General features: G+C 57.9%; 18 protein-coding genes and 3 pseudogenes. 16 read left to right on the top strand and 5 right to left on the bottom strand.

What is annotated here, in order from left to right; translation table 11 throughout:
- Positions 1 to 355: 355 nt before the first annotated feature.
- Together FVF58_RS21070 and FVF58_RS21065 are read left to right on the top strand one after the other, a co-directional pair.
- Entirely contained in the window at positions 356 to 499 is a 144-nt protein-coding gene (locus tag FVF58_RS21070) for a hypothetical protein (RefSeq protein WP_188130882.1), read from the top strand.
- A 229-nt stretch (positions 500 to 728) separates the two neighbouring features.
- Positions 729 to 943: pseudogene (locus tag FVF58_RS21065) on the top strand (IS66 family transposase); the annotation flags it as partial.
- Positions 944 to 992: 49 nt separating this feature from the next.
- Here the strand turns inward: FVF58_RS21065 and FVF58_RS21060 are convergent.
- Complete coding sequence (locus tag FVF58_RS21060; protein ID WP_246217139.1) at positions 993 to 1,259, bottom strand: chloride channel protein; 267 nt, start codon at positions 1,257 to 1,259, stop codon at positions 993 to 995.
- Positions 1,260 to 1,273: 14 nt separating this feature from the next.
- On the opposite strand from FVF58_RS21060, the pseudogene FVF58_RS21055 reads away from it, so the two are divergent.
- The 3 genes and pseudogenes from FVF58_RS21055 to clcA form a co-directional block, all read left to right on the top strand.
- Positions 1,274 to 1,477 (top strand): annotated as a pseudogene (locus tag FVF58_RS21055) (bestrophin-like domain); the annotation flags it as partial.
- A gap of 1,432 nt (positions 1,478 to 2,909) precedes the next feature.
- The gene (locus tag FVF58_RS21035; protein ID WP_149671781.1) at positions 2,910 to 3,104 is read left to right on the top strand and encodes a hypothetical protein; all 195 of its coding nucleotides are present in this window, start codon (positions 2,910 to 2,912) and stop codon (positions 3,102 to 3,104) included.
- Positions 3,101 to 4,411, top strand: a complete 1,311-nt coding sequence (gene clcA / locus FVF58_RS21030; RefSeq protein WP_149671780.1) for a H(+)/Cl(-) exchange transporter ClcA — start codon at positions 3,101 to 3,103, stop codon at positions 4,409 to 4,411. Before FVF58_RS21035 ends, clcA begins: the two co-directional genes overlap by 4 nt.
- A 250-nt stretch (positions 4,412 to 4,661) precedes the next feature.
- On the opposite strand, the gene FVF58_RS21025 is transcribed toward clcA, so the two are convergent.
- The gene (locus FVF58_RS21025) at positions 4,662 to 4,901 is read right to left on the bottom strand and encodes a hypothetical protein (protein ID WP_149671779.1); all 240 of its coding nucleotides are present in this window, start codon (positions 4,899 to 4,901) and stop codon (positions 4,662 to 4,664) included.
- Positions 4,902 to 5,760: 859 nt separating this feature from the next.
- On the opposite strand from FVF58_RS21025, the gene FVF58_RS21015 reads away from it, so the two are divergent.
- From FVF58_RS21015 to FVF58_RS21000, 4 genes are all read left to right on the top strand, one after another.
- Complete coding sequence (locus FVF58_RS21015) at positions 5,761 to 6,132, top strand: nucleotide pyrophosphohydrolase (protein ID WP_149671778.1); 372 nt, start codon at positions 5,761 to 5,763, stop codon at positions 6,130 to 6,132.
- Positions 6,133 to 7,393: 1,261 nt separating this feature from the next.
- Positions 7,394 to 8,944, top strand: a complete 1,551-nt coding sequence (locus FVF58_RS21010; RefSeq protein WP_246217138.1) for a hypothetical protein — start codon at positions 7,394 to 7,396, stop codon at positions 8,942 to 8,944.
- An 856-nt stretch (positions 8,945 to 9,800) separates the two neighbouring features.
- Positions 9,801 to 11,222, top strand: coding sequence for a UbiA family prenyltransferase (locus FVF58_RS21005; RefSeq protein WP_149671776.1), 1,422 nt, complete (start codon positions 9,801 to 9,803; stop codon positions 11,220 to 11,222).
- An 18-nt stretch (positions 11,223 to 11,240) separates the two neighbouring features.
- Positions 11,241 to 11,603: a ligand-binding protein SH3 gene (locus FVF58_RS21000; RefSeq protein ID WP_149671775.1), complete on the top strand. Its 363-nt coding sequence runs from the start codon at positions 11,241 to 11,243 to the stop codon at positions 11,601 to 11,603.
- Positions 11,604 to 11,985: 382 nt separating this feature from the next.
- Here the strand turns inward: FVF58_RS21000 and FVF58_RS20995 are convergent, their stop codons facing one another.
- Entirely contained in the window at positions 11,986 to 12,240 is a 255-nt protein-coding gene (locus FVF58_RS20995) for a hypothetical protein (RefSeq protein WP_149671774.1), read from the bottom strand.
- A gap of 206 nt (positions 12,241 to 12,446) precedes the next feature.
- Between FVF58_RS20995 and FVF58_RS20990 the strand changes: the two genes are divergently transcribed.
- Positions 12,447 to 13,553, top strand: a complete 1,107-nt coding sequence (locus FVF58_RS20990) for a trypsin-like serine peptidase (protein WP_149671773.1) — start codon at positions 12,447 to 12,449, stop codon at positions 13,551 to 13,553.
- 157 nt (positions 13,554 to 13,710) lie between these two features.
- On the opposite strand, the gene FVF58_RS20985 is transcribed toward FVF58_RS20990, so the two are convergent.
- The gene (locus tag FVF58_RS20985) at positions 13,711 to 14,364 is read right to left on the bottom strand and encodes a TetR/AcrR family transcriptional regulator (RefSeq protein WP_149671772.1); all 654 of its coding nucleotides are present in this window, start codon (positions 14,362 to 14,364) and stop codon (positions 13,711 to 13,713) included.
- Positions 14,365 to 14,718: 354 nt separating this feature from the next.
- Here FVF58_RS20985 and mhpA point away from each other — a divergent pair, with 354 nt between their 5' ends.
- The 5 genes and pseudogenes from mhpA (at position 14,719) to FVF58_RS20965 (ending at position 20,081) form a co-directional block, all read left to right on the top strand.
- Complete coding sequence (gene mhpA, locus FVF58_RS20980) at positions 14,719 to 16,329, top strand: bifunctional 3-(3-hydroxy-phenyl)propionate/3-hydroxycinnamic acid hydroxylase MhpA (protein WP_223191166.1); 1,611 nt, start codon at positions 14,719 to 14,721, stop codon at positions 16,327 to 16,329.
- Positions 16,330 to 16,344: 15 nt separating this feature from the next.
- Entirely contained in the window at positions 16,345 to 17,403 is a 1,059-nt protein-coding gene (locus FVF58_RS20975; protein WP_149671770.1) for a maleylacetate reductase, read from the top strand.
- 63 nt (positions 17,404 to 17,466) lie between these two features.
- Positions 17,467 to 17,652 (top strand): annotated as a pseudogene (locus FVF58_RS54440) (dioxygenase); the annotation flags it as partial.
- Positions 17,653 to 17,711: 59 nt separating this feature from the next.
- Positions 17,712 to 18,317 (top strand): dioxygenase family protein, encoded by a 606-nt coding sequence (locus FVF58_RS20970; protein ID WP_246217137.1) that lies wholly within the window; start codon positions 17,712 to 17,714, stop codon positions 18,315 to 18,317.
- A gap of 495 nt (positions 18,318 to 18,812) precedes the next feature.
- Entirely contained in the window at positions 18,813 to 20,081 is a 1,269-nt protein-coding gene (locus tag FVF58_RS20965; RefSeq protein ID WP_149671769.1) for an MFS transporter, read from the top strand.
- 164 nt (positions 20,082 to 20,245) lie between these two features.
- Here the strand turns inward: FVF58_RS20965 and FVF58_RS20960 are convergent, their stop codons facing one another.
- Positions 20,246 to 21,550 carry a glycosyltransferase gene (locus FVF58_RS20960; protein ID WP_149671768.1) on the bottom strand — a complete coding sequence of 435 codons (1,305 nt, stop codon included), beginning with the start codon at positions 21,548 to 21,550 and terminating at the stop codon, positions 20,246 to 20,248.
- Positions 21,551 to 22,155: 605 nt separating this feature from the next.
- Between FVF58_RS20960 and FVF58_RS20955 the strand changes: the two genes are divergently transcribed.
- Positions 22,156 to 23,160: a glycosyltransferase family A protein gene (locus FVF58_RS20955; RefSeq protein ID WP_149671767.1), complete on the top strand. Its 1,005-nt coding sequence runs from the start codon at positions 22,156 to 22,158 to the stop codon at positions 23,158 to 23,160.
- Positions 23,161 to 23,176: the final 16 nt, after the last annotated feature.

The following is a 23,176-nucleotide window of genomic DNA, read 5'->3' as shown; positions in this document are numbered from 1 at the left end:
CTTGCAGACGGGTGAAATCCGCCGACTGTGTGCGGTTCGGACTCGCGCCGATCATCGTTTCGACTCGTGCGAACAGCTCTGTCTCGCAGCCGCTCGCGTTGTCGAATGACACGTGACAATGTTGCGATTACTGCCAATTCTGCCAGTCACATGACGACATTGGCAACTGTACTCCAGGTGTTGTCCTGGCGATGCGCGCCAGAGTGGCTCATCACGACGGCGCACCTGGCCACCGATTGATGGCCGCAGCCAGCAAAGGAGCGGACGCTCGCGAAGGCAGGGCGAATGACAGAAACGGCGTGGCCGGCGCGACGGCCGCGGCGCCCCCGCCCGCCCCGTTAGCGGATACTTCGCGATGGGCACGATCTACGCGACGCTGCCCGCCGGCTGCATCACGCCCGCCGATCAGGGGGGCACCTACTACCTGTGCGGCAATTCGTGGTTCAAGCCCTCGTATGGCGCGGACGGTGCTTACTATCGCGTCGAGCGCGCGCCTTGAGCGACGCGAGCCGCCCGACGCGAGGCGCGCGGCTTGCGCCGCCCGCACGCACGACACGCAGGTCGAGGGGGGAGAACGCGCGGAAAGCGCGCCCGCATGATATCTGACGGAGGACTGAACGGTGCACCATCTGAGCATCGCGTTGAACGTGTTTGCCTGCGTCGTCGCCAGTTGGCTGCTGGGCCTGTACGTGCGAGAACGCTGCTGCCGAACCACCCTCTGAGCGAACAGTCTGCCCGGCAAGGCGCTGACCTCTCTGCACGGGCAGTGGCCGAAGCTGATCCATTACGTCGAGGACGGCAACTGGCCCATATCGAACAACTCCTGCGAAATTCCATTCGCCCGTTCCGCCTGGGACGCCGCGGCTGGTTGTTCGCTGACACCGTCGATGAAGCAAACGCGAGCGCCAATCTCTACTCACTGGTCGAAACCCGCAAGGCGAACAGCAGCTGGCGTCTTTCCGATTCGGAGGACTTGTGATGCAGCCGCTCACCTAACAAGTCGTAAATCGGCGGACAACGTAGCATGATCGGAACCGCCATCGCCGTGAAGCATGCAGCGAGCATCGGCAGGAGCAGCGTGAAGCCCCGGTCAGTTCGGTGATCAGGACAATGCCGGTCACGGGCGGGCGCACCACAGCCGCGGAAAAGGCCGCCATGCCGACCACGGCAAATGCCTCTGGCTCGCCAACAACACCCGGAAAGCACAGCGCTCCCAACCTGCCAAAGATTAGTCCCGCTTGCGCGCCGAGTACGAGCATCGGCGCAAACAGTCCTCGTGTTGCGGCTGTGCATCGTCTTTGGCGCCTTTGGCCTGTTCACTCCCCCGAATGCGACGGTCACTATCGCGTTGCTTTTGGGCGCGCTATCCACTTCCGGCGCCATCTTCCTGATTCTGGAAATGAATACGCCGCTCGAGGGGTTGGTCACGGTCTCGCTGTCGCCCATGCGCGAGGCGCTTGCCGTTCTCGGCCAATAGCAAAGATAGACGAAAGTCACAGCTATGGACCAGCCCCGCACGAACCTGACGCCCTCCTTTCCACCGCCTCGACCCTATGGTTTTCGGCCTATGGCTTCGGTTGGGGATACTGTGCCTTTGCGCTCCCTGCTGCCTGCGAAAATCTCGGCGCCGCGAACGGAACCCCGAAACAATTCATGCTTGCCTTCGAGCTTGGTCAGCACCGTCTTTTGCAGGCTGTGAAGCAGAACGCATTGCCGATCACTGCGAACGGATAACGGTTTCGACCGACGATCTCTGACTACGGACCAGCGGCCGATATATCACAGGATCGGGCGACTGCGAACGCGCGCTGAGGTGTGCAGAACTGACTTTTGACTGTCCGACATGGCCGGCAACCGGCGTCGGGACGTGGCTTAACCACATCGCAGCGTACGCGCTCCATCCAAGATGCACATAGGCCGGGGGAAGTACGCTCTCGTAAAACGACCGGCCGCGCGCATGGGTAGACGTGCGGGTCGTCGCGGACATATCTGTCAGGGTGCGTCTCCAGCACCTTGAAAAGAGAGCCGAAGTCGTTGATTGGCAGGTCCTCGTGAAAAAACAAGAATGGGACGATCCGGGCCCGCCCGGGCGCGCAACCCGGCGATCGCAACACGTATCGGAAGTTGCGAATTTCTGCCCTGCGACGCACCGTATTCGGCGATGACGATCGGTTGGCCTGCCGTCCTCAACACGACGCTTGCAGCCGCCTGCTTTAAAGTGTTCAACGCCAGGGCACCGCCCCCAGCCTGCAACCTGGCGTGACGGTTGTACGCGCCGTCGCCCTCCCCTGACATATCCTTTGCCTCCTTCACAAAGGCATTCTCCGGCTGGCGATTGTGGCAACGCCCCGAAGACCGCCTACGTTATTCGCTGTCCGGACAGAGCTGCCTCACGGCGCTGTGAACTCGCCGTCTCGGGAGCGCTCCCGTATCGCCACTACAAAGAGCGTACGTATGTACGTATGTATGTACGCAGGTAATGCGACGACTGAAGAGTCCGCCCACGAAATTGAACGTGAAAAACATACACAAGAGCGATTTTGTAGTGGCTGGATATGAAACCAAAAGCCCATTGTCGTTCAATGGCGCAAAAACCTATATTCACTTTATTGGATGAGGGGCGAAGGCCGGAATGCGATTCGCTCACATGCTACGGCCCCTTATTTGCACTCTCAAATGGGGGGTGTCGATGGGAAGTGGCATGCGAATGCGGCGCGAGCAGCAGCAGATGGCCATGCAGCAGGAAGGAATGCAAGCCAAGCGTCAAGTCAGCTTTCGACCTACAACCGCGCAGTGGCAGCATGCATGACCGGGCGGGGCTACACCGTCGAGGAGACATCGTGACTCACTCGCCCGATCCGGGGTCCGCACTTTCGCTCACTGGTTCACGCCAGGCAGGAGGAGCAATCATGCTGAAGATTGTGTCGGCAACCGCCCTGGCGGTCCTTGTTTGCGCCAAGCCTTCACGGGTGTTCAGCGCAAACTTCGACGGCTGCAAACCGTGCGCGGCCATCGACGCGCACTTCTGCGACGTAGGGGAAGTCTGCTATAGGACGCTACCGCCGATTCTCGGGGCGCCGGAGTTCGACGTGCATCAATCATGAAGCCCACCACGCCCGAAGAGAACCACGGCGGGCTAATCGCAATGGGCCTTCTGTCACTCATGGTGGGCGCGGTAGCAGGGTTGGTAGGGGTGCTGTTTCGTCGCTCGCTTGAAGAGGCAGACAGATTGCGCGCCTTGCTCCTCGCGTGGGCACACACGGAAAATGTTATTGGCTTTTGCATTGTGGTCGTTGCGATAGCGGCCTCGACAGCCTTAGCGGTTTGGCTCGTCGGTCGGTTCGCACCGGAGGCAAGCGGCAGCGGAATTCCTCACGTTGAAGCCGTCCTGCACGGAGAGCAACCTCCCGCACAGTTTGTCCTTATTCCGGTGAAGTTCGTCGGCGGGGTGCTGGCGATCGGTTGCGGTCTAGCCCTTGGCCGTGAGGGACCAACCGTTCAGATGGGCGCCTCGATCGCTCATAGTATCGGGACGCTTTTTCGCCGGGACGCAGACGATTGCCGGGTGTTATTGGCCGCTGGCGCCGGGGCTGGATTGGCTGCCGCATTTAACTCACCCATCGCCGGTGCGGTGTTTGTACTGGAAGAATTGGTTCGAAGGTTCGAGACGCGTACCGCAATCTCGGCGCTCGGTGCCTCCGCAGGAGCGATTGCGGTGGCACGCCTGATCCATGGCGATTTGCCGGACTTCCAGTTGATGGCCCAACCTTTCCCGGGCTTCGGGACAGTGCCCGCGTACCTTGCACTCGGGGTAGTCGTCGGTATGCTTGGGGTCGCCTACAGCCAGGCAATACTGGGTGCTCTTACCGCCGCCGACCGATTGTCGCGTTGGCCCGCCGAAGCGCGAGCAGTGCTGGTGGGTGCCGGCGTAGGCGTACTGGCCTGGTTCGCACCAGACCTGGTGGGTGGCGGTGACGCCATTACGCAACGTGCGCTCGACGGAACAGGCTCGCTCACCGCCATCGCGCTCATTTCTATAGTCCGTTTCGCGCTGGGCGCTGTGTCATACGCGGCTGGCACCCCCGGCGGGCTGTTTGCGCCGATGCTCGCTGTCGGCGCACAAACCGGCCTCGCTTTCGGAAAAATTTGCATTCACTGGTTCCCCGGTGTGGCCGCGGATCCCACTGCATTCGCGGTTGTCGCCATGGCTGCCTTTTTTACGGCCGTTGTGCGCGCGCCAATAACAGGCATCATCCTCGCTACAGAGATGACGGGAAATTTCACGCTGCTCCTGCCGATGCTGACATCGTGCTTTGCTGCAATGATTGTTCCCACCATGCTGCACTGTCCGCCGATCTACGATGTGCTGCGCAATCGCGTGCCACAATACAAAGGTGACCCTGCGCATTGACACGGTGGTGCCTGACGACGGTATAACGGCCGCTGTCGCGGTGCGAGCGACACCGATATACGACCAAGGTCCAATTGCTCTTCCCACATGCCACGCCCATACGGCTTCAGGTGGACTGGCCGTGCCTGCTACGCCGAATTTGTCCGTTGAAAAATGGTCCCAACGGGATATTGGCATGACGTTTCCAACACGTAGATCTGTAGCGAGTCTCACTCTTTGCATGCTGCTGCTATCCGTTTTCGACGCAACATCACAGCAAGCACAGCCTCCTCTCTCCGCCTCGGATGTTCGCTTTGTGGTAGAGAAAATCGCCGGTCGCCCCCGAACGCACGTCGTCTAACGCGTCCGCAAGCTGCTCCGCATCATCGAAGCGGATATGGCGCCAGAGATAGCGCTGAAGCCCCTCCTCTATGGCCGGCTGCGGCATCTCCGTGAAAACCGACAAAAGCAGACGAGTAAGCTCGGGCGCATCGCCCATGTTGTACGGCATGCGTCATTCTCGAGGTGATTTGGCAGAGGCGTCAGCCCTTGTGCGTCTGCAGACCTCAGTGGTCTTGAGTCGGATGGAGTGACGGCCCTGCGCGGGGCAACATCCGGAGACAGGGATGTCCAGAAGCCTCAATCCCCACCGCGCGCCGCACGGGCGCGCCGGCACACCATCTAACCTCACGGCTCACAGCCGTTTCACGGCGCCCCCTTGATCGATCCCTGCCAAGACTTCAAGTTGGCCGCTGCTTGTCCTAGCATGAACAATGTGCCCACACAGATCGCGGCAGGATACGAAGGGCGCTGAGCATGAATCCGAAGGACTGGCGACTTCTGTGGAACGGCCCGAGCACGCGTCTGCGCCCCCCGCGCTGCTGCCATCGCCGGGATCGTATTTTCTGTCTTGCTGATTGCCTGCCTGCTGCTGCGGCGGCGTTCTGTTCCGGATAGTCCTTTCGACGCGGGACGGTGGCTTCTAAAAAGTTCGGGTACGGTAGCTGTTGCGGTCAACCTGGTGCCGTTCGCTGGCATTGCCTTTCTCTGGTTCAATGGCGTGCTGCGGGATCGTCGCGGAGATCGCGAGGATCGCTTCTTTACTACGGTGTTCCTGGGGAGTGGCCTCCTGTTCCTCGCGATGCTGTTTGCCGCTGCTGCGTTCGTCGGTGGGATTGTGAGCGCGTATAGCATTGGCGTCGATCGACTTCCCGGTTCAGCCACGGTGCCAATTCTTATATCATTGAGTGCAGTCTACGTTTGGCATCTGAGCCTCTGGGTTCCAAAGCAGACTAGCGCGAACCAACGTCCTACACCCACATGCCCTCGACGGCATCAATAATTCCAGACATGCAGCAGGGAGCAGCAACGTGAAAAAGTCTGAGTTGCGAAATGAACTAGTGGAGCTGCGCGAACTTGTTCGCCAGTTTGTTGGCGAGCGTGACTGGGACAAATTCCACACCCCAAAGAATCTGGCAACAGCTCTCAGCGTAGAGGCCAGCGAGTTGCTGGAGCCTTTTCAATGGCTTGTTTCGGGTGACAAAAGTGAACTTGACGAAGCGAAGCTGACAGCGATTCGTCACGAGATGGCCGACGTTTTAGTATATCTGGTTCGCCTCGCGGATAAGATGGACGTTGATCTCTTTCAGGCTGTGCTGGAAAAAATGGCCCTCAATCGGGCAAAGTATCCAGCCGACAAGGTGCGGGGCGACTCTCGAAAATACTCTGAGTACGAAGACTAAGAACAATGAGACTGTACCAGCCATTCTCTGTACGCCGGGGCCACCTTCTCGCCCAGCGAAATCCGTTCTCGGCAGAATTCGCTGCGCGCCCTCACACTGATTTTTCCCCGTGCGGGATTGACCAACCAGGGTGCCCTGCTGGCGTTTCAACTCCCAGCGAATTCCAAACGCATCGACTGCGTACTATGCGGCTATGCCAAGGATGGCACACTTAGGGCAGGCGTCGAATAGTTGGTAACTTCGGTTTGGGCCGTCTCGTCGTTGCGCGAGCCGGTTGAGCGTGTACAACAGCTTATGTATGCCGCCTGAACTACGAGACCCCAATGGTTCGCGGCATTTACGAAGCGATCGCGCGCGCAGGACAACACCGACGTTGGCTAACAAGGTTCGTTACGTGCGTTCTCGCACGGTCTTCCCCTTTAACGCGTGCTACTACCCTACGTTCGTCTATCGTGAAAGTCGTCTTCCTTATCGAGAAGGACTTTCCCACGAGCGGCACTATCCCCGTCCCTTCACGCCCGGGCAAGCCAACCGTAGTGGAAATACCGAAGCTTGCGACAACCGCGACATTCGCTTCCGCGTCACCGATGCACGTTGCCCGCGACAATACAATCCAGGCCTCACTCTGGGTACATGTGACCGATGAACACGGCAACGAACTCCCCCCGAAGACTGCCTGATCGACGCCGAACATCGCGATACTGACAAGCACTGCACATTGCAAAACGATTGCCCCGATACCGGCCCTTTTTGAGATATCCGCGGGCAATGCAGACAGTTTCGCGTCAAGGTGGCCTCCTGCCCGTCGTGACCAACGAAAGCTGCAGACAGCCCTCATTAGCGTTAATCCGACGATTTACCCCGAGCCCTAAGCCGTCGGAAAGCTCTTCAGGAAACCTTCAGCTTGAGCGATCAAACTAAACGGAAATATGAGCTGCACACGCCTGCGTGGTCCGAGCGCTCATGTCCCGCCCTGCTCACGATAGAGGTCAGACCGATCGTCTTTTCTGTCTGGCAGAGCGTCCTTCGCCCGATGATCCGGCTCGGATACCACGACATACAAAAATGCGTTCGATAGTTTGTGAGCGGAGACCCGAAGGAATATCTTCGTCGTTATGTGAGGTGACGAACAAATGATTACGCTGGGGCGCGTGTACACTTTTAAAGAAGTTGATACGGTCAAACAAAACAGATCGGTTATAACTTGCCCAGAGAATTCTAAAACAATCTTCCGAGGTTTTTGATGACTGTCAGAAACCAAATGAATACTGGCATTTCGCCATTGCATCTGTGGGGTGTGTGGCTTATTGCAACCGTGGTTGCGTCGGTGCCATTCCTCACCACGTCGGTTCCTCCTCTCGGGCAACACTTTTACAATATCGTCCGGGTCGATATCCTTTCTCATCCGGCATCGTACGTTAGAAATTTTGTCGTTCAATGGGATGTCTTGCCTGACCTTGCCATGGACCTGACTGTCCCGTGGTTCACGAAGTTCATACCGGTAGAATGGGCCGCCTGGCTGTTTACCCTTGTTGAACTCGGGCTACTGACGTCGGGCTGCTTGGTGCTGAGCCGTGTTGCCAATGGTCGCTGGTCATGGTTACCGTTTATCAGCTTCTTGCTGCTCTATAACTGGATACTGATACGCGGCTACGACAACTATCTGTTTGGTCTTGGCGTTTGCTTTTGGGCGATCGCCGTGCATGTGGCGTTGCGCAGGGCCACCCTCGCGCGGATCCTGGTCTCGTGCTGCAGTGCCCTTGTTATCTATTTTTGCCATCTGTTTCCGCTCGCCGTGTTCGCTCTGATCACAGGCACGTGGGAACTTAGCTGTCTTCTTCGAGAGAGGAAGATCTCGATTCATTCACTGGCTCGCCACGCGGCCGCGAGCCTTGTTCCGTTGCTGCTTCCCCTTGCACTGTTGGTCCGCAGCAGCACTGGTGGCCTTCATGGGTCAACCAACTTCGGCCTTGTCCGCGTACTCTCGAAGATCGCTTACTGCATCGATGTCTTATCAGTGGGCAATCGCGCAGGTGATGTGGCGATCGTGGCGGGTTTGAGCTTGTTCGTGGTCACTGGTTTCGTTCTCAGATGGTGGACGTGCGAGCCAGAGTTCCGGATAACCGTGTTCGCACTTCCGCTGGTAGTCCTGCTCGCACCGTTTGACGCGTTTGCTTCCTACGGTGTGATCGAGCGATGTGGGCTCAGCTTCGCGTTTTTGCTGACTGCGCTGGTTAGCATACGAAATTCGGTGGCACCACGTCTTCAACGCATCGGCGCGCTCGCGCTCACGCTTGTCTTTGTTTTCCGGATTGTGACCGTGACTGAGGACTGGCGGGGCGGCAGGCCTGTCATTCAGGCTTACCGCACTACGTTCGCGTCTCTGAAGACCGGTTCCGTCCTGTTCCAGTACAAGCAAGACACCACCTACCCGTCTCCATGGAAAGACCCTCACCGCTGGAACCCATATTTGGACAAGGTGGTGGCGCTCGCAACAGTGCATGGCGTTCTCGTGCCGGATTTGTATCTCAAAGCGGGCCAGCAACCCGTGCTTTACCGGAGCGAGAACGTAGCATTGAGGCAGTTCCAGGACAAAAGCTCTAACCGGGAACCGGATTTCGAAGCAAATGGCGCCATGTTGCGCGCGTGGTCGACTGAACTGCTGGATCGCTTTCCAGACCTTCAAAGCCGGTTCACGGCGGTCTATCTTGCGGTGTTCGACCCGTACCGGCGCCTACCCGAGGCCCTTGATGGTTGGCAACTCGTTGCGACTTTACCCGAACATCGGCTCTATGAACTGCATCCTCGTTGAGTTCAATTACTGACGTTAGACGACCACGACGCATGAGAGTTACACGGGGTCTCGACAAGGCATCATACGACGCGTTGCATCAAGCAGGCTGTCGTTGTTCCTTGTCCTCTTCCATTGCAACGTCTTCGGCTCAAGGCGTTGCCGACTATAGAGCCCGATAGAGAGGGACTGAGCTGTACTGTCACCGTGATGAGCGGCATCGGGAAAAGGCCGAAAAGCTTCGGACTCCATCGAAGCGTTCGGTCGGCGAACGTGTCTTGATCAACGTGGTTAGATAGCAGGCTATAAAGGTTGGCTCGAGCCGCTGAGCGTCGCCAAGATCGCGCTCCAGACAGACAGAGCAGACCAATGGGGAATCTTATGAAGCGCAAGCGCGAACGAGTTCTCGAACGGCGAGAGTCAGCCGAGCAGCAGGTCAGGCGCAGTGTACTGTGGGCTCATGTATGGGCGATGCAAAAGCGCGTACATCCAGGTTACCAGCAAACACGCGACGCCTTCGCTGCCACTCTTCGAATATCCGCAAATCGCTCTGTGGCTCCTTGTTCGACTCGTCATCCAAGGATGCCGCCGCATCGCCGAAACGATCGAACCAGGCGTGCTCAATACCGGCGATGCAGTGACTGGCCTGGAAGCAGCGCTCATGTTCATCGTCATCTCTGGCGCGTTGTCCGCTGGTTCCTATGGTCGTACGTTGGGTTTGTCATTGTGCTTTCGATCGTGAAAAGCCTTCATCGTTGCAAAGCTGCGTTGCCTGCCTCCCTAACAGGCTGAAAATGCGGCATCTATCTGTAGATCCATAATTTGGCTTCGAAGGCGTGTGGCGTCGTATAAGGGAAAATGAGAGGGTGGTCTTGAAATGACAGACGTAAGCGTTCCCCTGTGCGTGGATCTCGACGGCACACTAACCTCGACGGACTTGCTTGCCGAGTCGTTCCTGATGCTCGTCAAGAAAAACCCCATTTACTTGTTTGCTTGCATCGTTTGGTTATTGAGGGGCAGAGCCTACTTGAAAGCCGAAATCGCGAAGCGCATCTCCATCGACGTCTCGGTTTTACCTTACAACACGAGTTTCGTCAGCTTTTTGCGCGACCAACGTGAGAACGGGCGAGACCTTTATCTTTGTACGGCGTCCAATCAACAACTCGCTGATCAAATCGCCAGTCATTTCGGCTTCTTCAGCGGCGTGCTTGCCAGTGACGAAGTCCGCAATCTCAAGGGCAGTGAGAAGGGCCGTGCGCTAACTGATCATTTCGGTGATCGCGGATTTGATTATTGCGGTAACGGACTAGCGGATTTGCCGGTTTGGAAGCAGGCGCGTCGGGCGATCGTTGTAGGCGATCGCCGCATCGCGGCTGCGGCAAAGAAGGTCAACCAGGCCATCCTCGTTTTTGAAGACAAGCGTTCACTTTGGCGCCTGGTCGTCAAAGAGATGCGTGTCTATCAGTGGGTGAAGAACCTGCTGATCTTCGTGCCGCTTCTTGCGTCACACCGTTTCACTGATCTGCCGACGGTGTTGGCGGAGGTGACCGCCTTTTTTGCTTTCAGCTTTTGTGCGTCAGCCGGATATCTGCTGAACGACATGCTCGACCTGAATGCTGATCGCCGCCATCCCAACAAAAAGCATCGGCCGTTTGCGTCGGGGCAATTATCGCTCACATTTGGAATGATGCTCACGGTGACGCTCCTGTTCGCGGCGATCGCCCTGGCGTCTCGATTAGAGCCGCTGTTCCGTGTGGTACTGGCCGCCTATTTCGTCGCCACGCTGCTGTATTCGTTCAAGCTCAAGCGCCTCGTGCTCGTGGATGTCTTTGCTCTTGCCGCGCTCTACACGAGCCGCATCATAGCAGGCGGTACGGCTGGCGATATTCCCTTGTCCGACTGGCTCATCTTGTTCTCAGTGATGATGTTTCTGAGCCTTGCCATGGTAAAGCGCTATACCGAACTCGATGGGCTGCTTCGCAATGGGCAGGCGTCCGCCTCAGGACGTGGCTATGACACGCACGATTTGGGTATTTTGCGTTCGTTCGGAACAGCTTCGGGATATGTTGCGGTGCTGATCTTTGCTCTTTACCTGAACTCATCAGATGTCCACGCTCTCTATCGCCATCCGCACGCCTTGTGGGTGCTCTTCGGTTTGCTGTTGTATTGGGTAAGTCGGGTGTGGATGGTTGCGTTCCGCGGTGAGATGCACGACGATCCTGTCGTCTATGCAGTCAAGAACCGCTTTAGCTTGCTCGTCATTTTCCTGTGTGTGGCGACAGTTGTCGCGGCTGTATAACCCGATTACTTGCTTGCCATGTCATACATCACGCTTCTGTTGAGTGGCTCTTGTAGTGCGCTCGCGAGTATTCTTCTCCGTCTTGCCGGGAAGATGCCGGCGGATAATGGTGCGTTCCTCCTTAGCTTTGCGACGCGTCCTCTACTGTACCGCTTCGGCGCTATCGGCGCTTATGGTGCGGGATTTGTCCTCTATGCAATTGCTTTAAAGCGCGTTGAGCTGAGCATCGCATATCCGCTGATGGTCGCAGTCACGATTTTGGAGATAACACTGTTTGGCGCAGCTCTGGGGGAGGGGGCTTCACTGCGTACGCTCACTGGAGTCGCACTTCTCCTGGTGAGCGTTCTGCTGCTCTTCGCGCCTAATCCGGCGTCCGCTTGAGCGTTGGTTCAAATGCTGGCACGGCGATGTCGAGAACACATCAGGGCCGGGCGCAGGCATGTCGGCACCTTAATGAAGCGCGTGGGAGTCGAGGCGTTGTATCGCGAGGCAAACACAACCTGCAAGCATGCAGCCCACAGGATTTGGTCGTAACAGTTGCGTGACCGGAAGGTTTTATCACGAGTACGCGTGGCGTCACATCTCACAGCCATAGGACTGGGCGGGGTGTCGGCGCGGAGACGCTCTTCGTCATTTATACGATCGCCGCTGCTGACCGCGCCAACCTTGGCGTCGCGCTGCCGTTCCTGCGGAAAGAATTCTCAATGAGCAACGCCGAAGCCGGCGCGCTGGTCAGTCTTTTCCTGATCGCCTATGCGATCGCCTAGCTTCCCTCGGCATGGCTTGTGTCGAAGTTCGGGGTAAAGCGGGTTTTTTCTATTTCAATGATCCTCACCTCGGTCGCAACCGGTTTGACCGACATGGTCGGCTCGCTGTTCTCGTTAAAAATCTGCCGGATCGCGCTGGGCTTCACGGAAGGACCGCTGCCGATCGGCATCGCGGCGACAATCAACAGGCCGTCCGCCGCCCGACGGCCACTAACGTGTGTCGACCCGTTTCCGCCGTTCACCTGCTTCAACGGTGGACCGAACTTCCACTGCAAGCGGTCGCGAGCCTATGGTCGCCCCTCTAGCAGCAAACAAGCGCCCCACCGGGGCCACCTTGGTACTTCCTGGCAGCCGGCACTGCACTTGAAACGGAAGCGCGAAGTTCGTTTTCAGTGCAGAGAAGAGTTTTCAATTGCCTGCTCGCGTCAAATCCATCAACCGCTTCGGGAGAATCGAAATGCCTTCTCACGCAAACCGCCCGCGCCCAATGACAAGGGAAGAGCTCGAGTCCCTCAGTCCGCTATCCGCCACCAAAGAGAACCCTCACCTACCCTCAAAATCCATCGGGCCGGCTATCTACGTAACTATTCCTTCCGGTGTGGAGCTTTCGCCGAAAGTGAGATGTCAGCGAATCGATGTACGCCCCGACGATCAAAGCCTGTGGAAAATCACCATTGAGAAAAGTGTCGGATCGATCCAGGCGCTGCCGATGGGCGGCACGGTCCAGAGACACGAACGGACTGATACGATGGGCAAGATCTCCGGCCATCCGTCGTTCAGGCCTGAATGGATGGGCGTCCGATTCGTCCCGAAGACAGGAATTCAGCGACCGCGGCCGCAGATGCGAGACGGGAAGGGGCGCAAGGTGAAACCGCTTACGGTTTTTCCCGGAGATGCGCGCCAGGTCCTGTTCGACACAAGTTGGCCATGGCTACTCACCGGAAAGATTGTTACCAGCGACGGCACGTCCGGGTCCGGCGTGCTGATAGGCGACCGCCTCGTTTTGACCGCTCGTCACGTCATGCCTTGGAATAGCATCGCAACCGGTAACTGGTGGATGAAGTTCACTCCCTACTATTTTGACGGCACCGAACCGTTCGGCTCTTCCTATGTGAGCGACGCCCGCCACTACGGCACTGACGACTCAGACTTCAATCTGTCTCATGACTACGCGGTCTTGCGGTTGTTTGATCCACTGGGCAACCGGCTGGGCTACATCGGCACGACGAGCTTTGACGATGGATGGAGGGGGCTCAATGTGTGGGAGAACGTCGGTTATCCATTCGATGTCGCAAGCGGGGAGCGACCGGCGGTGCAGAGCTGGCAGTCCTTCGAAGACGATTATGAAGACGATGACGGTCAAACCTTGGAAACGGAGGCGAGCCTCAATCATGGAAACTCTGGCGGCCCATTTTTCGCCTGGTTTGAAAATGGAAGTCAAGTTCGTGCGTGTGGCGTGGTATCGAGCGAGGTGAGTTTCAACGGCGACGCCGACAATTCGGTAAGCGGCGGAGACAATCTGGTAAACCTGGTGGACTGGGCACGGGCGAACTGGCCTTTGTAGGTGCTTGCCGCGACAAGCCAACGGGTTCAGCACAGTGGCTACTGCTGCTGGTGAGCGAAGCCTGACACCGGACGGCTGCTTCGGACAGACCAACGAAGCGGACCCGCATCCGAAAGCCGCTCCGGCGCCCCGGCACTATAGGCATTCCCGCCAGGCGTCAGCGGGGATTCTTTGCAATTTGATCAATGGGCAAATGCGCGGCCAGGTCTGTAGCAGCATCGGCGCCAATGCCAGTCATGCAAAGCAATCGCACGACGATTTCGTCTTTCGCGCCGGGTGGTACCGACTCCGTCGTAATCGCCAGGCTGACTCCGACTATCGCGTGTGCGGTCAGCCGCCAAACCAGTTCGGCGTCGGGAACCTGAAAGCGGCCAGCCTGCGCAGCACGTCGCAGGTCACGTATCGCAAACGGTCCCATGCGCCGGAAAAGCGCATCCGCAATGACTTCTGAGCGATAGAGCATCTGCTTCCAACTCAGATCGGTGGTCGCGGTGTGCAGCACGGTACGCACTCCAAAGGCATAGACCTGCGCCGGATCCTCAAACCCAACAGTGATCTCTTCGATCTCCACGGCGAGGTCGTGCATCATTTCTTCGAGCACTGCGACCGCAAGTTCGTCTTTGGACTTGAAATAGTTATAGACCGTGCCGGCCCCCACATCGGCCCGCTCGGCGATCTCAAGCATCGTGGCGGCGTCGATGCCCTTTTCGGTCATGACCGCGCCAGCCGCGCGAATCAGCGCATCGCGGTTGCGGCGCTGCCGGCGGGCCACGCGCCCCGAAGGCGCCGTCGGATCTTCCGATGTACTCATATTGCCCTCACTGTCTCAACCATGACGACCATTCTAGTATGAATGGGCTCGCGGTTCCGCGTGCGCGTCAATTCCAGTTTCGGCACCCCAATAGGAATTAACCCCACTGGAACGTGTTCGCGGGCCGCTTGGACCTTCGCCCGACCACCCACTGTCGTGCTCACACTATGAAATGACCGAACACCATAGTTGAGTACAAACCATAACTGACGAACATTCATTTTCGAACTACATTCTGTTTCATGCGATGGCGAACGGCAATCGCGCCCTTCAGGGCCGTCGCCGGACACGGCAAAACACGCTCGATCGACCACCGACAGTTCCCATTCCAAAGTTTCGATCAAGGAGACAGACATGAATGCTTCAACTTCATCCAGCTTGAGCGGCTTCGATACCGACGTTGCCATCGTCGGCGGCGGACCCGTGGGCACGCTGCTCGCCATCTTGCTTGGCAAGCGAGGCAAGCGCGTCACCCTGATTGAACGTTGGTCTCAGGCTTACGGCCGGCCGCGCGCGGTGACTTACGATCACGAAATTGCCCGCATACTGGCGACGCTAGGGATCGACTCTGATAACGATCCGGCGGTCGACTTCCACGACGAGTTGTATTACTGGAAGGACGCGAAGGGCGAGAACCTGCAGATCGTCGATTGGCAGAGCACATCGGCTTCGGGCTGGCGCGTGCGCTACTGGTTCAACCAGCCGGACCTGGAAGCCCGCTTGACCGGCATCGTAGACAGCCTTCCCAATGTCACGCAGCTTCGCGGTTGGGACGCCGTGGCACTGTCGCAGGATGCCGAAGGAGTACAGCTCTCTCTCCAAAGGAATCCGCAAGAAGTCGGCCCGAATGACGAGACCCGGACGCTGCGCGCGAAGTTCGTGGTCGGCGCCGATGGTGCGAACAGCTTCGTGCGTCAGAGCCTGGGCATCGAAAGTGAAGACAAAGGCTACTTCTTCAATTGGCTCATTCTTGACCTGATCCCGAAGGGTGATTACCAGGCGACGCCGAGCCAATGGCAGTTGTGCGATCCGAAGCGTCCCACCACGATTGTGCCGGGCGGCCCGGGGCGACGTCGTTGGGAATTCATGGTGCGGCCCGATGAGTCGGTGGAGGAAATTCAAAAACCGGAACAGGCCTGGGAACTCCTCAAGCCTTGGGGACTTACGCCGGAGAACGCCGAGCTGGAGCGTAGCGCGGTCTACTGTTTCCAGGCTCGTTGGGCCAACGTATGGAACAGCGGCCGTTGTGCCATCGCTGGCGACGCGGCCCACTTGATGCCGCCCTTCGCCGGTGAAGGCATGTGCGCGGGTCTGCGCGATGCAGTTGCCCTTGGGTGGCGCCTTAACTCCATACTTGAAGGCAAGTTCGGACTTGAGGTGTTGGACAGCTACTCAACCGAGCGCGTCGAACACGTGAAGCACTACATCAACTTCAGCCAGGAACTCGGCAAGATCATCTGCATTTCCGACGAAAATGAGGCGGCCGAGCGCGACGAGAAAATGAAGGCGGATCTCGCCAGGCGCAATAACGAACCCGTCCCGACCGATATCTGCCACCTTGGTCATGGCGCGTGGTGCGCCGACTCCGCCCATGCCGGAGAGTTGTCGGGGCAGGGAGTGGTCGAGGTCAATGGCAGACGTGATCGCCTCGACCAGGCCGTTGGCCATGGCTGGATGTTGATCGGACTGGGCGCGGATCCGGCTGCGGCATTGACCGAGGAACAGCGGGAGCAGCTTGACCTACTGGATGGCTTGACCGTAAGGATTGGAGCGCCCGGCACCGCGTGCGATGCGGTCGATGTCGAGGGCACTTACGCCAGGTGGCTGGACGCGATCGACGCGAAATACGTGTTGCTGCGCCCCGACTTTTACGTGGCGGCCACCGGAAGCAGCCCTGAGAAGTTCCGCCAGCGGTTCGCCAGGGTCATGTCAACACTCCATCTGCAAGCACCTGCATTGGTCTAAACCTGGAGCCGCCAAATGATCACGTCCTTCACGTACGACATCAACCCGAGCCGCATTCTGTTCGGCCCGGGCACCTTAAGCTGCGTCGGCGACGAGCTGAACCGGTTAGGCGCAAACCGGGCGCTGATCCTGTCCACCCCCTCTCAACGGGCGGATGCACAAAAGCTGGCCGAGCAGCTCGGCCCGCTGGCGGCCGGCGTGTTTGCCGAGGCCGCCATGCACACGCCGGTGTCGGTAACGACCAAGGCGATGGCCGCGTTTGAAGCGTCAGGCGCCGATTGCGTGGTGGCACTGGGCGGCGGATCGACGATCGGGCTAGGCAAGGCGATTGCCTATCGCAACGACACACCACAAATCGTGGTGGCCACAACGTATGCGGGGTCCGAGGTCACGCCCATCCTCGGGCAGACCGAGGACGGTGTCAAAACCACGGTACGGCATCCCAGGATCCTGCCCGAGGTGGTGATCTATGATCCCAATCTCACCCTGGAGCTACCGGTGGCGATGAGTGTAACCAGCGGGCTCAACGCGATGGCCCACGCAGTGGAAGCGCTTTACGCGAAAGACCGAAATCCGATCTCGTCGATGATGGCCGTCGAAGGCATCCGCGCACTGCGCGATGCCCTGCGGGTAATCGTGACCACGCCCGCCGACATCGCGGCGCGCAGCGACGCCCTCTATGGTTCCTGGCTGTGCGGTTCGGTGCTGGGTGCCGTCGGCATGGCGCTGCATCACAAGCTTTGCCACACGTTGGGGGGCAGTTTCGATCTGCCGCATGCTGAAACCCATGCCATCGTGTTGCCGCACTCGGCAGCCTACAACGCCCGGGCGGCTGCTGACACGTTGCAACCGTTGGTAGATCTCTTCGGCGGCTCAATTGGCGGCGGCCTATATGACTTCGCGCAATCGCTCGGCGCACCGCTTGCCCTGAAGGATTTGGGACTCAAAGAGGCACAACTGGACCTGGCGGCCGATCTGGCGGTGGAGAACCCCTACTGGAACCCTCGTCCGGTCGAACGTGATGCCGTGCGCTCGCTCCTGCAAAGGGCGTGGGACGGCGCACGGCCGGAATAATCCAGATCGCCAGGATAGAGCCTGCTCTGTCGCGCCGACAATCATTCACAAAGGAAGTCGAACATGTCGCAATTTTTTACCGAAGAAAGCTCTGTTGAGGCCGTGAATTCTCGCATGGGCGAGTACGTCAATCCGAGACTGAGGGAGGTCATGACATCCCTCATCAAGCACCTGCATGCGTTTGCCAAAGACATTCACCTGACACAAGATGAGTGGGAAATTGCCATCGACTTCCTGACTAGGACCGGCCAGATCTGCAGCGAAGAGCGGCAGGAATTCATTCTGCTGAGCGACACATTGGGTTTCTCATGCTGGTGGACGCAATCAACAACCGTCGGCCGCATGGGGCCACAGAAAATACGGTATTCGGCCCCTTCCATGTTGTCGGGGCGCCGGAGCGGGAGATGGGCGAGCACATCTCACTCGACGGCAAGGGCGAGAGCTGTCTGTTCGAGGGCCGCGTCATCGACCTGCACGGCAATGCCGTCGCAGGCGCGCGCATCGATGTGTGGTCGGACAATTCCGACGGCTTCTACGACGTGCAACAGCCGGGTATCCAGCCAAAATGGAACAACCGGGGTATTTTCACCACGGGCGCAGACGGCAAGTACAGCTTCGTCGGCATCAAGCCCGTTTCCTACCCGATTCCCCACGATGGGCCGGTCGGCAAGATGCTCACCGAACTGGGACGTCACCCTTATCGGCCTGCGCATATGCACTTCCTCGTAACGGCACCAGGCTTTCAGAAGGTGGTCACGCACACCTTTGTCGGCGACGACCTATACATCACATCGGACGCAGTGTTTGGAGTAAAGCAAACGTTGGTGGCGCCGTTCGAACGTGTCAACAAAGGCAAAACGATTTGGCGCTCGCCCTTCGATTTCGTACTCACTCCGGTGGGTATCGACGAGTAATGTACGGAGCCAAAAATGCTGCCCGCTTTCATCCTGATCGATAAGCTTGACCACGGCTAGCTGCGCCAGAGCTCGTGGCTTGAGCCGAACACTGCACATCCAGGTGCCACGGCCGGACATGTTGCTGCTGGTCCACTGAACAACGCTGGCGGCCAGATCATGAGGCGGGGCGTGCTCGATTTCCACCTCCCGGGCCTGAGGCTCATTCAGGCATCGAGAACGAATCCCTTCGCCAACCGTCGAGCGCAGAAGGTCAGTTTCCCATCCACCGGCTGATGTTCCTGCGAGCATAGGCCGTCCTGGTATTGTTAGTTTGCGCAGTCTCTACCACCGAGCGCTGCGACAGCGTCGACGGAAAAACAGAAAGATTCAGCAAACTAATGACAATCTGCCTATTGATGCACTCGTTTATAGATTCGTAGTACGAACGATATATATCTCAATGTATTCGCAATTTTCTCGATATTGATTAGACCTGTCCCAGGAGACAACATCATGAAGAAGGCAAACGAAGGTTGGGATGCCGGTTACGAGTGGAAAACCGTGCTGCTTTTATCGATAGGCTTCGGACTTGTCGGTATGGACCGATTCATGATCATGCCGCTATTTCCGGTCATGATGAAAGATCTGCATTTGGACTATCAGGATCTCGGCTACATTACCGGCGCGCTGGCCGTCGCATGGGGAGTTGCAGCGATTTTTATGGGGAACCTGTCCGATCGCATTGGGCACCGGAAGGTGATTATTCCGGCCATGATTATTTTCTCGTTGCTGGGCGGCGCTAGCGGGTTTGCAGGCAGCATCGGTACGCTGATTTTGATACGTGCCTTGATGGGATTTGCCGAGGGAGCGTATACCCCTGTCAGCATTGTCGCGACAATCGACGCCTCAAAGCCAACGCGTCACGGTTTTAACATCGGGTTGCAGCAGACGATGATGCCGCTTCTCGGTCTCGGTCTTTCACCGATTCTGGTGACACAGTTGCTGAAGGTAGTCGCATGGCACTGGGTTTTTGCCCTCGTCTCCGTGCCGGGGTTGATCGTCGCCCTACTTCTGTATCGATGCTTGCGCAACAGTGATGGAGCGACCGCCGCCGTTCACACGGAAACACACGACGCAACGACGCACAAATGGTCCGATATATTTCGCTACAGAAACATCCCTTTGAATATCGTCGGCATGCTGTGCTGGTTGACCTGCCTCGTCGTGTTGGGCGCACTGTTTCCCAGCTACCTGACGGATTTCCTGCATCTCAGTATGGAGCAAATGGGATTTGTCCTGTCGGCCATCGGCTTTGGCGGTGCACTCGGCGCGCTGACCATGCCAGCACTGTCTGATCGGCTCGGCCGTAAGCCCGTGATGATTCTTTCGGTCGTCGGTGCCTTCGCCTTTCTGTCGTTACTGACAGCGTGTGATGCGAGTCCGATGAAGCTCTTTACGTTTCTGTTCATGACGCTGTTCTTCATCTTTGCGCTGATCACGCTGACTGTCGGCCCAATTAGTGCCGAATCGGTGCCTGCAAAACTGATGTCGACCGCCTCCGGTCTTGTCATTGGGATCGGCGAGATTTTCGGAGGGGGTATAGCGCCGGCGCTGGCCGGTTACGTAGCGAAGCACTACGGCATCGAGCGAGTGATGTACTTCGCCTTGGCTGCCCTGGTGATCGGCTTTGTCGTAGCGATCTCTCTGAAAGAAACCGCGCCCCGTCGACGGACGAGCGTTGTGGTTGCTACACCGCCGCTCGTGTCGCTTCCCAGCGAATGACGAACGGGACACAGTTGAAGGGTTAGCAATTCGCGGTCGCCATCAAAGTGGCGACAAGAAAATAATCCCTAAGCCGGCCTGCTCCGAAGCGGACCGGCAAGGGTACGTTTCTTCCCTATGGGAAACGTCGTGACACCGGAGACGCCTAGGAATCAAGGTGTCCTTCAGGTGTCCGTCTGAGAGAGCCGAGAGAGTTCGCCAGATTGATGGACCTTGATCCGGGTAGCACCGTCATCGCTCTGCGCGAAGACGTGATTGCCGTTGCAAATGCCGGTCAGTTCGTCAAGAAGGCATGCCGCTTCAATGCGCGAGTTGAACCGCGCCTCGATCTTAAGGCGTGCGTTCGCCGCTATTTCAGTCAAGTTGTACACGCCTGACGCAATTTCATCGATGACTTTCGCCAAGCCAACCGAATCGCGCTCATTCACGAGAAAGCCTGACACACCGTGATCAATCAACTCAGGAATGCCGCTATGGCGTGACGAAATGGTTATTACCCCCGAGGCCATCGCTTCCATCAGCGCTACCGGAACACCTTCCATGTCGCCATCCGACGCAGTCACCGAGGGCAGCACGAAGACGTCGGTTTCATGCATCAGCGCGCGCACTTTCTTGTGAGGCTGCGCACCCAGAAAACAGACACGCGATTCGACCTTCAGCTCGACCGCCAACGCTCTCAGCGAATTTTCCAGTTGACCTGAGCCGACAATGGTCAGCTTCGCCGCTGAAGTGACATATGCCATGGCCCGAATCGCATACTCGGTACCCTTCTTTTCTATCATTCTTCCGACAAGCAGAATATTCAACGTGGTCGATGACGAATCGCGCCTCGAGAACGGGAATTTGTCGATGTCGACGCCCATCCGGCCGACATGGATCTTTACGGGATCGCACCCCCAATCTTGAATGCGATCTGCGAAGAACTGACTCACTGGCAAAAAGAGTTGGCCACGTGCGAAAAGGCGCAAATACTGTCGACGATAGGATTCAACCTGCTTGTCGATCGTCACGTCATGGCCGTGAAAGACCGTGGCCAGGGCTCCAGAGACCAGTCCTGCGTCGCGCAAATATTGCGCACGAACACCGACCATGCCGAAATGCGCGACTAATGCGTCGTACTGCAGAGTCGAATTCATACTCGAGACGCGCGCAATATCGACCGCCGCGGCCCAATGCCCCCCACGGACGGCCTGCACCGCGACTCGACACGCACGGTGCGCGCGCCGATTGTAAAGTCCGCGAAACGCGAGCCGTGCAACAGCAAGCATTTTCGCAGCACGACTCGCGCCGCACCTCGGACTCACGAAGGGCGGGCACTCGAATTCGATTGCCCGGACAAGCGAGTCATCTCCGCGCGTGAGCCCCAGAATCGAGACTTCGGCCCCAGCGTCGCGTAGCGCCCTCGCTTGCTCGATGATGAACGTCTCGGAAAGCACCGGAAAGCGCTGCGCGATGATGAGTATCCGCATAAGTCGGCCCTCGTCGTTGAACGTGCCAGGAACTGATAGCCGCGTGCGCCCGTCGCGACTGAAGTAATCGCTCGTCCGAATGCCCTTGACCTTCGCGAGACGCGACACACATTTCGGCTGCCTTAAACTCCCCAAGTCGGCTTTGGTTTGCGCGCCCTGTTTGAAATTTGGCGAGCCGCACCCAACCGCAAACGAAGACCTTCCGAGTAGAGTTGTAGCTATTGCATCATGACGCGGAAATTAATGCGCGCCAATGATGCACGGTTAAAAACGACAGGATGCTGGCGGCAAAAGACCGGTCACAGGCGATAACATGCTAACAAGACCATATGGACTGAAAGTCCCTTAACTGAAGTGGAGCGGCCATTCTAACGTCCGCCAGAGTATGCGGTCGACTGGCCGTTCATGGCCACTGCCAGCGTGGGGTGCTTGTAGAGGAGTCGATTGCACCGCTTTCCAGAAGCAGGTTTCGTCATTGAAAACCCACCAAGCCAAGGAGAGACGGTGGTTCCTGAAGGCAAGGCACGGGCGCAGCGCTTCGTCGTTCCGCGTATTGCGTATCGGCGTCCATCTTCCAGCCGTTCTCTCATTCTGTGTGAGTCACCATGAAAGAAATGACCGTTGTAATCTGCAACTACAACTACGAACGGTTTCTGGCAGAGGCGATCGATTCGGCGCTAGCGCAGGACTACATGAACACGCACGTCATGGTCATCGACGACGGATCGGTGGACGGGTCGCGCGCAATTATGGAAGGCTACGGCGCGCGCATCACATCCATTTTCAAGGACAACGGCGGACAGGTGTCCGCCTACAACCTGGGACTTCAGCTGGTCAAGACGGATTACGTGCTCTTCCTCGACTCCGATGACGTCCTATATCCGGGTGCCGTGACTGAAGTGATGCAGCGCTTCGAAGGGGGAGATCTGGCAAAGGTGCAGTTCCGGCTAGACGTCATCGACGAGACGAGCAAGTGTACGGGCGTTTATGTACCTCACTCGGGAATCGACGGTGACTGTCGGAAACTTTTGCTGGACGGCTGGCTCTACCCGTCGCCCCCGGCGTCTGGGAACGCGTATAGCGCCGGTGCGCTAAGGAAGATCTTTCCCGTCCCGGAAACGGCCAGGAACCGGTATGGCGCAGATTTCTACGCGATCTATGGCGCGGCTCTCGTCGGGCCGGTTTCGAACGTCCCGAAGTCGCTCGGCGGGTACCGGGTAGCTCATGGCGGAGCGCGAGGCGTTTCATTTGCCAACTCCGAACAGACCGACAAGGCACCCAAAGCATTCACGTCGCGGTGGGTAACACTGCGTGAAATTGCATCGCGCCGCCTGGGAATACAATTGCCACCCAACTTCCACGATTTCGCGCACGAAAAGGCGTATTTCTGGTCGAGTGTCTATCAGGCGCCGTTGACGACCCGATGGCATTGGATGTTTAGGGATTCGCATGCTTATCTGTATGCGATCGTGGCGAATCCGTTCTGGAGCCTGAAAAAGAAAGTCGGAACGCTCGTGCTGTCCAGTCTCTGTCTGGTTCCGTATTCGCCTATCGCCGACTACGCGGTCCGTTACATCTGTAATCCGCTAGCTCGCCGTCGCGCCGATTAGAACAGGATTCCATATG

This window comes from Paraburkholderia panacisoli, assembly GCF_008369935.1.
GTDB lineage: Bacteria > Pseudomonadota > Gammaproteobacteria > Burkholderiales > Burkholderiaceae > Paraburkholderia > Paraburkholderia panacisoli.
Note: the sequence above shows the minus strand (reverse complement) of the source record. Positions and strands in the feature narration are given on the sequence as shown.